Annotated in this window: 14 protein-coding genes; 7 read left to right on the top strand and 7 right to left on the bottom strand. The window is 33.1% G+C overall.

Annotated elements, in window-relative coordinates; genetic code table 11:
* Nucleotides 1–992: 992 nt before the first annotated feature.
* The gene (locus CP367_RS07480; protein ID WP_089150830.1) at nucleotides 993–1,592 is read left to right on the top strand and encodes a recombinase family protein; all 600 of its coding nucleotides are present in this window, start codon (nucleotides 993–995) and stop codon (nucleotides 1,590–1,592) included.
* 37 nt (nucleotides 1,593–1,629) lie between these two features.
* Here CP367_RS07480 and CP367_RS11125 read toward each other — a convergent pair whose 3' ends face one another.
* Nucleotides 1,630–1,755, bottom strand: coding sequence for a hypothetical protein (locus CP367_RS11125; RefSeq protein WP_255404447.1), 126 nt, complete (start codon nucleotides 1,753–1,755; stop codon nucleotides 1,630–1,632).
* A 1,219-nt stretch (nucleotides 1,756–2,974) separates the two neighbouring features.
* On the opposite strand from CP367_RS11125, the gene CP367_RS07485 reads away from it, so the two are divergent.
* Nucleotides 2,975–4,057: a hypothetical protein gene (locus tag CP367_RS07485; protein ID WP_089150829.1), complete on the top strand. Its 1,083-nt coding sequence runs from the start codon at nucleotides 2,975–2,977 to the stop codon at nucleotides 4,055–4,057.
* A 267-nt stretch (nucleotides 4,058–4,324) separates the two neighbouring features.
* Here CP367_RS07485 and CP367_RS10865 read toward each other — a convergent pair whose 3' ends face one another.
* Both CP367_RS10865 and CP367_RS07490 read right to left on the bottom strand, forming a co-directional pair.
* Entirely contained in the window at nucleotides 4,325–4,834 is a 510-nt protein-coding gene (locus CP367_RS10865; RefSeq protein ID WP_180707086.1) for a hypothetical protein, read from the bottom strand.
* A gap of 169 nt (nucleotides 4,835–5,003) precedes the next feature.
* A complete protein-coding gene (locus CP367_RS07490; protein WP_089150828.1) occupies nucleotides 5,004–5,531 on the bottom strand; it encodes a helix-turn-helix domain-containing protein in 528 nt (175 codons plus the stop codon).
* Between the two features lie 736 nt (nucleotides 5,532–6,267).
* Between CP367_RS07490 and CP367_RS07495 the strand changes: the two genes are divergently transcribed.
* Nucleotides 6,268–7,281 (top strand): hypothetical protein, encoded by a 1,014-nt coding sequence (locus CP367_RS07495; RefSeq protein ID WP_089150827.1) that lies wholly within the window; start codon nucleotides 6,268–6,270, stop codon nucleotides 7,279–7,281.
* Entirely contained in the window at nucleotides 7,278–7,559 is a 282-nt protein-coding gene (locus CP367_RS11000) for a helix-turn-helix transcriptional regulator (protein ID WP_233186513.1), read from the top strand. Before CP367_RS07495 ends, CP367_RS11000 begins: the two co-directional genes overlap by 4 nt.
* A gap of 345 nt (nucleotides 7,560–7,904) precedes the next feature.
* Here the strand turns inward: CP367_RS11000 and CP367_RS07505 are convergent, their stop codons facing one another.
* The 3 genes from CP367_RS07505 to CP367_RS07515 all read right to left on the bottom strand — a co-directional run bounded on the left by CP367_RS07505 (nucleotide 7,905) and on the right by CP367_RS07515 (nucleotide 10,504).
* Complete coding sequence (locus tag CP367_RS07505; RefSeq protein WP_089150826.1) at nucleotides 7,905–9,113, bottom strand: SLAP domain-containing protein; 1,209 nt, start codon at nucleotides 9,111–9,113, stop codon at nucleotides 7,905–7,907.
* A gap of 107 nt (nucleotides 9,114–9,220) precedes the next feature.
* The gene (locus CP367_RS07510; RefSeq protein ID WP_089147751.1) at nucleotides 9,221–10,159 is read right to left on the bottom strand and encodes a helveticin J family class III bacteriocin; all 939 of its coding nucleotides are present in this window, start codon (nucleotides 10,157–10,159) and stop codon (nucleotides 9,221–9,223) included.
* A gap of 30 nt (nucleotides 10,160–10,189) precedes the next feature.
* Nucleotides 10,190–10,504, bottom strand: coding sequence for a helveticin (locus CP367_RS07515; protein WP_089147752.1), 315 nt, complete (start codon nucleotides 10,502–10,504; stop codon nucleotides 10,190–10,192).
* A 315-nt stretch (nucleotides 10,505–10,819) separates the two neighbouring features.
* On the opposite strand from CP367_RS07515, the gene CP367_RS07520 reads away from it, so the two are divergent.
* Together CP367_RS07520 and CP367_RS07525 are read left to right on the top strand one after the other, a co-directional pair.
* Complete coding sequence (locus CP367_RS07520; RefSeq protein ID WP_087236276.1) at nucleotides 10,820–11,176, top strand: helix-turn-helix domain-containing protein; 357 nt, start codon at nucleotides 10,820–10,822, stop codon at nucleotides 11,174–11,176.
* Nucleotides 11,157–11,621, top strand: coding sequence for an ImmA/IrrE family metallo-endopeptidase (locus CP367_RS07525; protein ID WP_056985405.1), 465 nt, complete (start codon nucleotides 11,157–11,159; stop codon nucleotides 11,619–11,621). The genes CP367_RS07520 and CP367_RS07525 overlap by 20 nt, the downstream gene beginning before the upstream one ends.
* A 119-nt stretch (nucleotides 11,622–11,740) precedes the next feature.
* On the opposite strand, the gene CP367_RS07530 is transcribed toward CP367_RS07525, so the two are convergent.
* On the bottom strand, nucleotides 11,741–13,015 hold the full coding sequence (locus CP367_RS07530) for an MFS transporter (RefSeq protein ID WP_089150825.1): 1,275 nt from the start codon (nucleotides 13,013–13,015) through the stop codon (nucleotides 11,741–11,743).
* Between the two features lie 96 nt (nucleotides 13,016–13,111).
* On the opposite strand from CP367_RS07530, the gene CP367_RS07535 reads away from it, so the two are divergent.
* Complete coding sequence (locus tag CP367_RS07535; RefSeq protein WP_089147754.1) at nucleotides 13,112–13,960, top strand: helix-turn-helix domain-containing protein; 849 nt, start codon at nucleotides 13,112–13,114, stop codon at nucleotides 13,958–13,960.
* Nucleotides 13,961–14,173: the final 213 nt, after the last annotated feature.

Raw genomic sequence — 14,173 nt, forward strand, 5'->3', positions numbered from 1 at the left:
TGAAAACCTATACCAATTGACCAAGGTCAATGACAATTAGAGACTAGCATCTGATGATCGAATAAACAAACTAAAAAGACAATCAACACAGATTTAATTTATATAATACGAGGAGGTGACGTTTAGATGAATTTCAATTGTATCTTTAGACCTATTATTCATCAAATGTAATTTATGACTGAAAACGAAAAGAAGGAAGAAAAGGGGACTAAGATCGAAAGATCTTCAGAAAAAAAGAAACTTGAAAGTATTGTAGAGGGTTTGCTAATCAAGTTTAAGTAAATTAAAAAATCTTTTGACTATTTAAATTCAATTTTTAAAGGAAGTGAGTTTTTATAATGACTGCATTAGTATATGTAACTTTAGCTGCTGATAGACATGGTAATAAATAATAATCACATAGAAAGGAAATAAAAAATGCAAAAAACAGCATTACCAATATGGATTACACCATATAAGTAAAAATTTAAATTAATACAATTAAAGAAAGGGGAGATTACTTATGAGTATTGTTTGGGGAGACAGACCTTGGCAAAGAAGAGGTTGGTAATAAATTGAAAAAATTTATTGCATTAAGCTTTAAAAGGATTTTTTAGAAAGGAGCATAACTATGCGAGTACAACCTAATCGTCATATTGTAATCGATGTCGATATTGAACTTTAATACTGAAAAAATAGCGTGAAGAGTTATATAGAAAGGAAAAATTTGTTTATGAAAGCACAACCTAATTTTCACATTCATATTCATTTAGAATTTTAAAGCTAATAACTTGTTACATTAAAAGGAGATGTTAAAGGTGAGAACTAATGTATATGATCCTTGGTGGAGAATTAATTTATAAAAAATAAGACTAAAAGCTTTATTTTAATAAAGCTTTTTTTAGTGCAATTCTGTAATCATAAGTTGAAAGTCTTGAATACAAATACTAAATCTTATAAAATCAGGGCATAAGCCGTATTCATAACTTACTATCATGATTAAGAGGAATATTATGACAAATACTATTTATGGTTATGCCCGTGTTTCGACTGCTCAACAAGATTATGCAACGCAAATTGAGGATTTAAAACGAGCAGGAGTCACTAAAATTTTCAAAGATAAATATACTGGCACTACTGCTGATCGACCTGAATTTGATAAATTAATGGCCAAAATCAAAAATGGCGATACCTTGATCGTCACTAAATTAGATCGCTTAGCTAGAAATACCCAAGACGCACTTAATATTGTAAAGAAAATGAATGCTGAGGGAGTCATTCTGCGCGTTTTAAATATAGGAACTATTGATAATTCTCCAAGTGGTCGCTTAATTTTCACTGTGTTCAGCGCATTCGCAGAATTCGAGCGAGATTTAATCGTAAGTAGAACCCAGGAAGGGAAAGCTTGGGCTAAAGCAAATAATCCTAATTTTCATGATGGAATGCCGCGCAAATACACCAAAGAACAAATAGATTTTGCTTGGAAATTACATACCCAAAATCATATGAGCTATTCAGAAATCAGTAAGAAGTTAGGAATATCTAAAGCAACAATATATCGACGGTTTAGAGAATTAAGAATACAAAATATCAACAAAAAAAGCCGACCTTAAGGACGACCTTTTTGGTATTGGAGAAATAGATCACAGATCAACGAAGTAATTCATCAAGGATAGCTTTAAGGGCCTTTTTGATTGCTTTCTTAAAGTGCTTGAAGAACTTGTTGCGACGATCTATTGGTATAAATACTAGTACAAAAAGTAAATACCACTTCACGGAGCTATACCTCCTTCTACACGCAGAGTAAAAGGGAGCCGCCCTTTTCAAATAACGTGCTTTTTAATTTTATCATGTTATAATGTGGATAGTACAAAAGTAAATACACTATAGCGTGTGTTAAGAACTAATCAGCCAATTAGTTCGCAGAGTTGTGGACGGTCGTTTTACGATCGTCTTTTTGTATGCTCAAGTTTTATTTCAGAATACAGCATAATGATGGTAAAATTATCTGTGTAAAGATATTATTTTATTTTATTTTGATCACTTCTTTAAGTGATGGACTTTGACACATTTGTCGAAGTATTTTGTTTAATTGAGGCTCACAGTTGAGCTATGTGAAATTACAACTGATGATGTATCTGACGGAACTAGCTAGGTTGTAATTATATTTAAAGAAAAAGCTCCGGTGCGTTAACAGCCTAACCCTGTTAACTGGTTTGAATACCAAGCATGTGTAGCGGTTAGGGCATTAATTTTATGAGTATTATTAAGGTCGCACTTTTTTGTATAAAAGTGGGCTTTTTTTGTACTCAAAAATGGGTTCAAATGTGGTTTCCAATGAAGCTATGTTGAACTAAAAGGAGAGGCCCAAAATGTAATATTGGTCCAGTAAAATTTGGTAACTAATTAGAAGGGAATGTTTTAAAATGTTGATATTAATCAGAGGTAGACCATGGGGTCAAAGAATAATTTTATTATTTAAAAGGTGTTAGAAATGTCATGTAGAAAACTTGCTTCTAGATGGCATTTTTGTTTAGAAAGAGCAACGCAATTTGAAATTGTGACTTGCTAATTTTTCTTCAAGAAAAATTAGCTTGGAACAGATTTCAAATTTGCTGTTGCGTGAGTTGTGCAAGACAGATTGGAGCAGGAAAATTCGACTGTCTCTTTTTAGCGGACCTTTGCTTTTTGCTTTGGAATTTTTTTACCAAAAATTCCATTGCTAAAAAGCATTGGGGAGCAGAAAGAGACAGTCGCAGGCGCTGATACCAGCGCTCGCTTCAATCGACTATCACTGCTAAATCTACTTTTTATGGTAGGTTTGGCTGCATTATTTTCGAAAAAGGTCCCACTTTGGCAGGCAAGTAGAAAGTAATGTTGCTTAGGACGAGCCGCGTGTCGATGGCAAGACATAAAATTGCTGATTTGGAATTGAAAAATTCCTGCTTGGCTCGGCGTTTTAACTTTTTAAATACTTTAAATATGGAGGGTAAAAATGCCTAAAAATTTACGACACATTTTTAGATCAGAATTGATCAAACAAAGAAAAAATGGCATCAAAACTTCTCGCCAACAAATAAAGAAAGCACACAACGGCAAGATAGCTGATTACCGTCATATTTTTTCAGATAACTCCTATAAAAAACATTGGGCTAGAGCTCAAAAATTTGCGGATTTTTGTCGGGAAAATAATATTAAAAAAATGGAAGACATCACGCCTAATTTTGCTCAAAAATATCTATTGTATGAACGTGATCAACACGTGAATGGCTATCAAGGATATTCTGCTTCAACTATCGAATCAGATGCTTTAATGATCAATCACATAATGATTGGCTCTGGCCATTGGAAAACAAACCAAAAATTGCAAAAAAGCAAGCTGCCAGGCATGCCAAAAAGATCAACTTTATTGGCAAAACAAAGACAAAAACCGATGAACAGCAGAGAATGGATTAATACTCATCCTCATACTTACGCCCAATATAAAAATCAAATTGATACTATTCGTGCTTTTGGTTTAAGGCGGCGAGAATTAACTGGTGGTACTTCGCAAAATGGCAGAGATGGTTTAGGTGATCGATCACTTTATCAAACTAAAGATGGTAGATTATTTGCAATTGTACAAGGTAAAGGTGGCAAGATTCGTTGGACCGAATGTCGACAAGATTTACAAAAAGAAATGAAACAAATTTATCATGGGAAAATTCAACCTATTTCTAAAAGACCAAAATCTAAAGCAGAATTTCGTCATAATTTAAAAAACAATCAACCATTTTATCGTTCATTTGATCATAATGTTCCCACTCATATTCATCGAGCTAATTACGCTCAACATATGATCAAGCAGCTTAATCAACATCAATTTAGCGGTACCAAACAGAAGACAATTTACTATCGTAATGGCATAAAAGCTAATGGTAAAACTAGGTACTCTAAAGGTGTTAAAACAATTAATTTACATCAAAATTATCGAATTGGTGCTTATCAAGCACAGTATGGTGCGTACTATCAATTATCCAAATATATGGGTCATAATCGATTAGACGTCCTACAAAGTTACTTAGGAGAAGGAAGATAAATAGCAGTATTAGATACACTCGAAAATCTTAGTAAAGAGCATAAGGGAATCTGCTATCATGCACAAAGTTTTATGCATGATAACTTGTTAGTACCAAGGGATTCCTCAATTTAGTAGATGCTATCATCACAAGAAATTTAAAACCCATTTTGGGTATTTTAAAAATCCCTTTATATCAGCTTTTCTGCTTCTTTTAAAATTAATCAGAAAGCAGAAATTTGGCATAAAAAAGGAGTGAACACTTCATTGTTCACTCCTTTTTTGTGTTTATTGATCGTCGTTATTGTAGAAATCAAAGTTCTGTTCAGAACCATCATCTGGATTATCAGCAGCAACATTCAACTGATCAGAATTATCAATCAACGAATTTACTGAAGTTAGTTGATCATCAGAATGACTTTCAATAGAAGTATTTGAATGTAATTTTGATTCACTATTTTGACCAATTAAATCAGAAATTTTTTCTGGTAATTGATCAATCTTAGCATCAATTTGACTCAACAATTCAACAAGTTTGTCTTGTTGATTAAGCTGTTGACGCAAGGTTTGTACTTCCCTTTCCAATGAAGCAATTACTTGCTTATCTGATTGCTTCTTAGCCTTTTCCAACTTAAAGCGATCAACTACAGCTAATTTAGTAGTATTTGAAAACTCTTTATCTGAAGCTGAAAATCCTAACTTCTTAAGTTGAGTTTCAACGTCCTTTAAAGTAAGTGTCTTGTCTTTTGTTGCTTTAACAGCAGCCTCAAAGATTTCATATTTTGAGAAATTGTTCATTTAGAACACCTTCCATTTTCTATATAATTTAGAAAGCTTTTGCTTTCCATAATTAGCATAGAATAAGACGTTCAATTATGGGGCAATTTCATTATTTGGGACAAAATGCTAAATTATTTTCTCTTTATAAATTCTTTTGACGTATCACTCGTCGTATTTACTTGAATTTTTATTTTCGTTTGAAAAGACGGTTAAACCAGCTATTACTTGATTTTTTAACATTCTCGTTTGATTGATTATTGACTTCTTCAACTGAACTCGACTCTTCATTATCGCTGTCAACATTGGAATTACTACTTTCTAGCAACTTCTGCGCCACATTATGCGAATCATTAGCTAACTTACTAATGATTGCACTTTGACTTGTCCAGTTAGCAATTTGTTGATCTTTTTCTTTTATTTGCTGATCTTGCTTTTCGATTCTAGCAATTAATCGCTTGTTTTCCTCAGTTAGTTGCCTTACTTGTTCCTGCAACAACTCCGTAGTAGAAGGAATCTCTGAAGCTTTATTATGTGGGGCTTTATGGGCTTTTAAATATTGTTCAACGTATGTTGACTTAAAATACTTGGCCTTACCTTTAACGTGGTCTGGGCTAACATGCCTGTCTGATAACCACCTACTTACGGATGCTTTACTAACCCCTGCTATATCAGCAATTTGGGTTACTGTATAAGTCTTATTTTTATTAATTTTCATGTTAGCTTACTCCTTGTTAGCCTAACTAATTAACTTACATATATATTTTAGTCTAATTTTCTACTAAAAAACTTTTTTGGTTATTTTTCGTTTAACTTCTACTATTAGCTTTTACAGTATTTGGTTAAATTTGTCAGCAGCAGTCTAATTTTTATTCATGGATTAAAAAATGATAATTGTGTATCATCATCATCAATATTTCTAAAGATATATCTAGGAGGTGTAAAAAGTTCCCCTCGTTAAATCTATTGAAACCTATTGTAAAAGTAGGATTAATAGCAATTTTTTTTAAAATTAGACCAGGTGTAAAAAGTTCCCCTCCTATTGAGACTGTAAAAAAATCCGTATCATTTTTGATACGGATTAGTTGATTTTTAATTTTCTAGATATAATTCCCACTTTTTGAAGAAAATCACCATTTTTTAGAGATTTTTTTGATACGGTAAAACCGCGTCAAATCAGCATTTCAAAAGACTTGTAAGTCTGGTATAATAAAAGAAATAAATATTGAGAGCACGAAAAAAGCATCTCCGACGTGTCTACCAAACTAACTCGAAGCTGCTTTGATCTAAACAATATCAATATTTAAAAGAACCAAAGACATTATTTAAGTCCTTTATTCTTTTAGTATTATACATGAAAAAAGCACTTATTGCAAAGATTCGCTAAGTAGATCAAAGTAGAAACAGCCTTCGGAGATGCTGACCTCGTGTCTGGCAAAACGGAGGTTTTTATTATGTTTACAATTGTTGATGTTTTCCAAAATTTAACAAGAGAAAAAAGAGCGATGCTGACTGATGGTGAAATATCGGTATTACTAGAATATATTCAATTCTGGAATAATCATGGACGTAAAACTAACATGATTGCGCCACGGAATTCTGCTATCTGCAATGTTCACGGAATTAGTAAAAAAACATTCTACAAACATCGTAAAGGGCTAGTAGATAAAGGTTTTATCACTGTTGAAAGCCGTAAATTCCAACCGCTTAAAGATGGCAAACATCGTCATGCACAAGGACAAGGACGCCAGAAACCTGCTATTATACGGTTAGCTGATTGGTTGATTAAATCTAATAAGATTTCTGTAGTCAATGAGCAACAATCACAGAAAACGGAAGAAAAGGCTGTTCCAAAGATTCACAGAACCACTGCTAAACCTATCTCTGTTGCTGAATTAGAGCAATATGGTAAGGATTTAGCCGTACAGATTGGCGCAACTGCTCTTGTGTATCCTAAGCAGTTAGAGAGAATTAAAGGCTATGAAACCAAGACTTCGAAGGAAGTTATTAAGTTAGTTCGTAGCTATGTAGAAAGTCATAATAATAGTAATGCTTGGGCATACTATCAAGCTACATTAGAAGACCTAGTAAGAAATCACGTTAACACAGTAACAGAATTGGAAGCATACAATCCTAAGTTAGCTGGTAAAACAAGATATCAACAACAAGAATTGCCGATGATGGCAATTGTAAAGAATAAGGGAATTTCTAAAACTAAATATGTTAGAGGTAAGCGCGTAGAACAGGGAACTGATTGGAAGAAAAAGACGGAAGAAAAACATCTCAAAGATGCTCGTAAATGGTTAGGATTGGAAGATGGGCAAGACTTCCCTGCCGATTATCAAGGATTAACGGTTGATGAAATCTATCACAAGGCTTATAAAGACACAAATCAAAATGCAGAATTACAGAGACTACAACAGTCCTTCGAAGATCTAGAAAATAGAAAATATGAGGACTCAAAATGAAAATAGGGAAAGCATTACGTACTGAACGATTAAATTTAAAGTTAACGCAAGAACAAATGTGTAAGGGTATTGTTAGCCATCCATTTTATGCAAAAGTTGAAAGCGGAAAAAATAGAATTAATGCTGAAAGTTTATTTGAAATATTGGCATCACATCATATGAATTTTGATTGCAAAATAAAAGCAAAAAATAATAGAAAAGAGGCTTTTAGCATGTCAAAAAATCCAACCAAAAATCTTGTTAATCAGGTGAAAAAACTCTGCAGATTAGAAGCTTAATTAGCAGGGGACAACGGCAGAATTAATCATAATAAGTTAACACCGCAAGCTGAATTAAAACTCAAAAAAATTAGGAATCAAATTGAAGCTTCAGAACTTGAAATTGAAGAGCTAATTTTATCTAAAAATACTTTAGAAAATAATGTTATTAAGTTAGAAAAAATTGAAAAAATACGTGATGAATTATTTGAGTATGAACTAGCAGGAAATGGTAAAACTTGGCAACGAGAAGGCGCAGATATTTTGTTAGCCAAATTAGGTATTAATAAGGAAAGTAATTATTAATTTAGGCACACAAAAACCCGTAAAACATCTAGTTTTTACGGGTTTTTAAATTGTGTAAATTTACTTCTTTGCAGTGGCTTCTGCTTCAGCGTTTGTATTTGATGGTGTTAGTTTAACACTATTTTCAATGAATTGGACATCGCTAGCCTTAACATATGCATCTTTAATAGGCATATGATCATTTACATATTGTCCATTACTTGATAAACGAAGGACATCCTTCCAGTGGGAATCAGGTGCTAAGTGATAGAATTCTTCAGCCTTATTTTCACTTGGAACCCAAATGTATAATAATTTGTCTACTCTCCACCATTCAGAATTCTTGGTAATTCTAATGTTCTGAAGAGAACCATCGGCATTATACAAATCCGTAGTTTGAGTAAATTTAATAACTGAAGTTTGTTCAAGATCATAGTTATGAACTTGAAGCTTAGATGCTGGCTTAACTCCCATGGAGTAAAGCCAATTGTTTGTACCTTTAATGCGGTAAATGGCTTGGTCTCCACCAAATTGACCAATATAACCGGCAACTTTATCAGCACGAGAACCCTTTTCTAAGTAATCGACTGTAAACTTTTCACCATTCTTTGCATTTCTGACTTGAACAACATTGCCATTTTGGTTAAAGGTTACAATTGGTGTACCAAGACTGTCATTAACAGTTACAGTAGTTTCATCTTTACCTACTGGTTGGGTATTATTGTCAGTTGGCTTATTAGTAGTGGTATTTGATGAAGTATTGTTGCTACCTGATGCCATTGTGGTATTGGCTTTAATAACTGGTCCTAAGTTGTATGATTTAACATATTGCTTAGCTGGTCCACCTACTCTGAAGTAGTGTTTACCGTTCTTAAATCTGTAAGAACCACCGTAAGTAGTGATTGTTTGACCCTTATATAACTTCCATCTGTTTTGGTAACTAGTACGACGAGTAGAAGTTACATAGATGTAAGTGTTGTGAGTGATTCTTCTAGTTACACCGTCAATGTTGGTAGCCTTTAAGTATTGGTCTTTGTCGGCAACTTTGTAGTAAATGCCATCGCCAATCTTTACAGGATTAGCTACTAATTTAGCATAACTAAATGCATTGTATTTTACACCAGTGCTGTTGCCGTCTTTATCATAAGCAACGGCAGTGTGCATAATCATTTTATTGGTAATATTGGTGTCTGCAGCTTGAAGTGTGTGAGCCTGTGAGCTGAATGAAAGCATTGGACTTACAGCCATTAAAGTTGCAACTGAAGCTAAGATAAATTTATTTTTCTTCATTTTAATCATCCTCGTATTTTCATCTCCAACACTTCAATTATCTTTCTTTATAAGATTTAAAGCAACAAAAAAGGGATTGAATCACATGATTCAATCCCTTTTAGTACTTATTCATTCCAACTTACTTCATAGATCTTGTTTGAAACTGTCTTGTTCTTGCCATTAACCGTCTTGTGATATGCGACTGTTAAGTAACCGTGATTTTCATTAAGGATTTGAATACCTTCAAGTTCAGTATGCATACCTTGACCATAAATGTTGATTGGTCCTGCATTATCGGTTAAGTTAATTTGCAACCAATTATCAGTGTCAGTTCTAGCGAAGGTTGGAATTTTATAGATATTCTTTTTATGATAATGTCCGCCAAGCGTATCTGGAGCCAATTGACTAGAAACATAAATGTTACCTGCATTATCAAGATCATAACCTTGGATTGAGGTCACAACACCTACAAAATTAGGTACCATGAAACTTTCTAAGTAAGATACACCATCTAAGTTTACATAACCATTACTGTATTCAACACTATCAAGTTGATCGTTAATTACGTTATTATCGTAAATAGTAAAGTAGCCGTTCCCTGATTTATCTACAGTAGCTAACAAGAACTTAGAATAATCTGGTGATACTGCAGCTTCTGCACGATCTAATTCAGTACCTGCAAAATTGTAATTTCCTGCGCGGTTCAAATATGCTAAACGTGGCAAATCAGTGTTTGAGTAGAATACTTTACCTAGAGGATTAATATCAACTCGGGCAATTTGCTTATCCCACTTAGGACCTGGCTTTGTACCTACAAACCATTTACCTGATCTACCTGAATATTCCCAGGTTTGGGTGTGACCACCTGCACTACCATACATTGTAACTACTGGAGTAGTTACATTACCTGCATAACCACGTAAAACATGAATTTCATGTTGATCATTACGTAATTGCTCTGCGTAAATATACTTAGAACCTACATTACCTTTTTGTGCTACTGCCATGTAGCCTGTGTTTAAGTCAGCTGTGTGACTTGCTGAAATGTTAAATGCCTGTCTCATAATAAAACCTCCAAAAAATTTTCTATCTTCCTATTTGGAAGAATTTTCATTAATAATTTTTGCGACCTTCGCAAAAATATCCTTCACATCTTGGTCTTCCACCTTAAAACCTTTGGCTTCTAGTCCGTCGACTACTGCATTGACAATCCGATTGATTTTTTGATCGCTGGCTAAGCTTTCTTTGTTGTACAAACCAACGTAATTTTTCATCAGATCATCAGCAGTAATGCGAAATTGTTCCAGCCTTTTGTTTTTAAAGTGAACACGACTTAGAATGCCGATACCTATAATGCTGATGAACCACAACGCAAGGGTTGTCAGTTCAATATAATCATGGATATCCATTACTTTCACCTACCTCTCTATTTAGAGGGTGGGCTAAATGTCCATTGGACATCACCTCTGTGAGTTGCCAACAATTGTAAAATATTTCTATGTATAAGCATATTAAGTATTGAAAATAGTATGCTTATATACTACAATTAATGTATAAAAATATTGCTAATGCCATAATCCTCACTGCTAAATAAGATTTATGGTGATTAGTTGAATCACAACTTGTTGACGATTTACATAATATGCTTATCTACGAACTTAGTCAAGAGAAAAATACGTAAAAGCATATTATTTGCTTAGTGAAAAAGTGGAGAAACCCTTGATATGATTGAGTTTGAACGTACTAAGGAATTAGCTAAAAAAAATAAATTAACCTTGCTAGAAGTTAACGATAAAGCTGGACTAGGAAAAAGAACTATTTATAATTGGAAAGACAGGAAGCCTGGTTCATTAGCTTTAAGTGCCGTTGCTAAGGTCTTACATACTTCTACAGATTATTTAAGCGGAAGAACCGATGACCCTAATCCGCACCAGAAAGAAACAGTTGCTTTGGATCATGAAGTTCCTTATTCATATCATGGTTATCATGTTCCCGAAGAATATTTGAATATGGTTCGAGAACTGATGGAAAAGGACATTAGAGAAAGGCGTGCCCGTAAAAATGATCGTGGACAACAGTGAGAGAAAGAATAGATTAATTACTTATCTGTTTAATTATGCTTTTGATAATGATATTGGCTATGTTTTCTATAAGACTAACCCACGGTATCCTTCTCTTGCTTGGAAATGGAAACGTGAAATTGCTATAAATATGAACTGGCATAATCAAGATGAAGTTCCATTTACAATAGGTCATGAGATAGGACATGTTATGCTCGGTGGACCTAATACGAAGCAGCTTTGTTGTATTGCTTATGGAACGCAGATTGAAGAAGAAAAAGATGCAGATATATATTCTTTGCATCTTCTCTACAAGTATTCATGCGCCCAAGAAGATAATTTTTATGATCCATTATCTTTCGTAAAAGCATATGGTATTCCCAATAGAATGATTGGAGAAGCATACAAGATGTTTGCGGAAGAAGAAGGATATGATGCGCCCGACTTAATGATGGAGAATTACTAATTCAAATTTTATTAAATCGTATGAAAAAAGAGAATCCTATAATGATGGATTCTCTTTTTGTATTGTAAAATTTTCAAATTAATCAATTTGTTGTTAGAAGCTAAACTTTAATTTTGATATTATTCACTGACTACAGCGGCTGACTTATCTTCCGCCTCTGCTTTCTTAACTTTTACACTCATCTTAATAGTTACAAAGAAAACCGTTGCTTCTACAACTAGTAAAAGAATTAATGCGTAGCGCACGTCACTCATACCAGAAACAGTAGTAAAAATAGTAGTCATTACAGGTGATGATGCTATTGCAAAAGTATTTAATAAGCCAACAGTTGAGGCTAAGATTTTATGTTCAACTGTGTTAACCAACCATTGAGTTAACTTAATAGAAGAGATGCTGGCTGTTGCAGCTAACAAGAAAAAGAATGGTAAAACTGCATAAATGTGGGCTGAAAGTGTAGATAATGTAGTTAAAAAACTAAGTGCACCAGCAATAATTGTCATTGTAAATGCAGAAACGTTTCTGAATAATTGCTGACCGAACATACTACCTAAAGCAGCACCACAACTAACTAATACACCCATTACAGCCATAGTGAAGCTGTAATTTCCAATTAACATTGTTGACTTGTGTCCTGCCATTACAATTGGAATTAAAGCGCTCATTGCACCTAACACCCCGTTGAGCAAACCTACAATAACCATGATAGTTAATAATCCATGAGCTTTTTTAGCTTGAGTAAATGATGACTTCATAGTTGCGAAGAACTTTTGCTCGTTTACTTCTTGTGGTTCAAGTGATTGACCGTCTTTTTTATGCTTTAAGCCAACACTTGCGTACAAAAGTCCTGCTGCTAAAAATGTAAATGCATTAATAAATGCTAGGTTGGAGTAAGACATGAATAAAAGCAAGCCAGAACCTACAAATTGGGCAACCATATTGATGATTTCTGATACACCACTAGTAAATCCTTCTGCTTCACCAAAATCTTTTTTACCTACGATATCTGCCACTAATGGCGCTACTAAACCGCCTGAGTAAGAACCAAAAGTATCTGAGAAGAAATTAATTACTACAACTGCAATTACTAGGTTCCAATCTGAAACTTTGGCTACAAATAAAATTCCAACGATTGCGTAAAGAACAAATCTAACTACTGCCATTAAAAAGATATTTTTAAACTTATTGCGAGTTTTATCTGCTAAGTAGCCAGCGAAAATTTCAAAAAGTCTAGGAATTGATTCTGAGATTGCGATTAAAGACAATGCAAGTGAGTAATTGTGTAGCTTACTTGCGTAAGTCATAAATGCTAAGTAGAAAAGCACGTCACCAGTACCTGAAAGGAAACTAGCGATTGAAAATCTTCTGTAATCTTTATTTTTCAAAAATACGTTCATAATGTTTAACTCCTTTGTTTTAATGTTGATTTAATCTTAGCAAGGAATTAAAATTATTTTTAAAAATTTCGTATTTGAACATTTGGAGGGGAAGATATGACAATTGGAGAATTATTGAAGGAATATCGTCAAAAAAAAGGCTTAACTCAAAAACAATTTGCGGATGGTATTGTAAGTACTTCCTACTATTCTAAGGTAGAGAAAAATGAACACAGGATTACTGTAGAAGATCTTGTTAAAATTTTAGAACATAATGATATTGCTATGTGGACTTTCTTTAGAAGACTTAGTCTAAAAGGAGATTTTCAGCATGAGTATATAATCAAGTTAGAGAATGATGTACTAGATGCTTATTATCATTCAAACAAGAACAGAATTGAAGAAATACGACAAGAAGTTGAGAAAAGTACTGTACCGAATAAAGATGAATATCTTTTGCTTATTGATGGATGGCTTGAAAATTTAAAGACGGAAGACGAAGAGCCAAATTTAGAGGTCAGAAAAGCTTTAAAAGATAAAATATTTAATATTCCAGATATTACTAAAGAAAAGCTAAATCTTTTTTGTAATTTTATGGAATTTTACGATCTCGAAAGTAATGTAATGATTACTAAAAATGCTATTGATAAATTTATAGATAGTAATGATACTGAAAGCCAAGAAGTTTTATTAGCAATAATTGATAATTTACTATATTTATCAATCAAAGAAAATAATTATAATTATGTAGATTATTTAATTTCAAATGCTGAAAAATTGCCAATTAAACCGCAGTTTTATTTCTATCAAAGCGTAATTTCATTTTACAAACATTTAGCTAATTATCATTTTAATAGTAATCAAGATGATGTAAATGCATGTCAATCTATTATAAAAAGCATGGAATTAACTGGAATGCAATCATATGGAACTGAATTAGAAGAGTTTTTAAAAGATCATATATAAAAAATGTCGTATTTGAACATTTTCTTACTTAAATGTTCAAATACGATTTTTTTGTTTCTTTTCAATGAACTTTCATATACTTAAAACATAAATTAATTAAGCGAGGAAATTTAAAATGAAAAGAATAAATAATTTAGTAGTTGGAATAATTTTAGGTACTGATAGATAAAATCTGAATTTTACCATATTGTACAAGTCATGTGGTGATAAGTC

The sequence above is a fragment of the Lactobacillus sp. UMNPBX16 genome (genome assembly GCF_002553775.1).
GTDB lineage: Bacteria > Bacillota > Bacilli > Lactobacillales > Lactobacillaceae > Lactobacillus > Lactobacillus crispatus.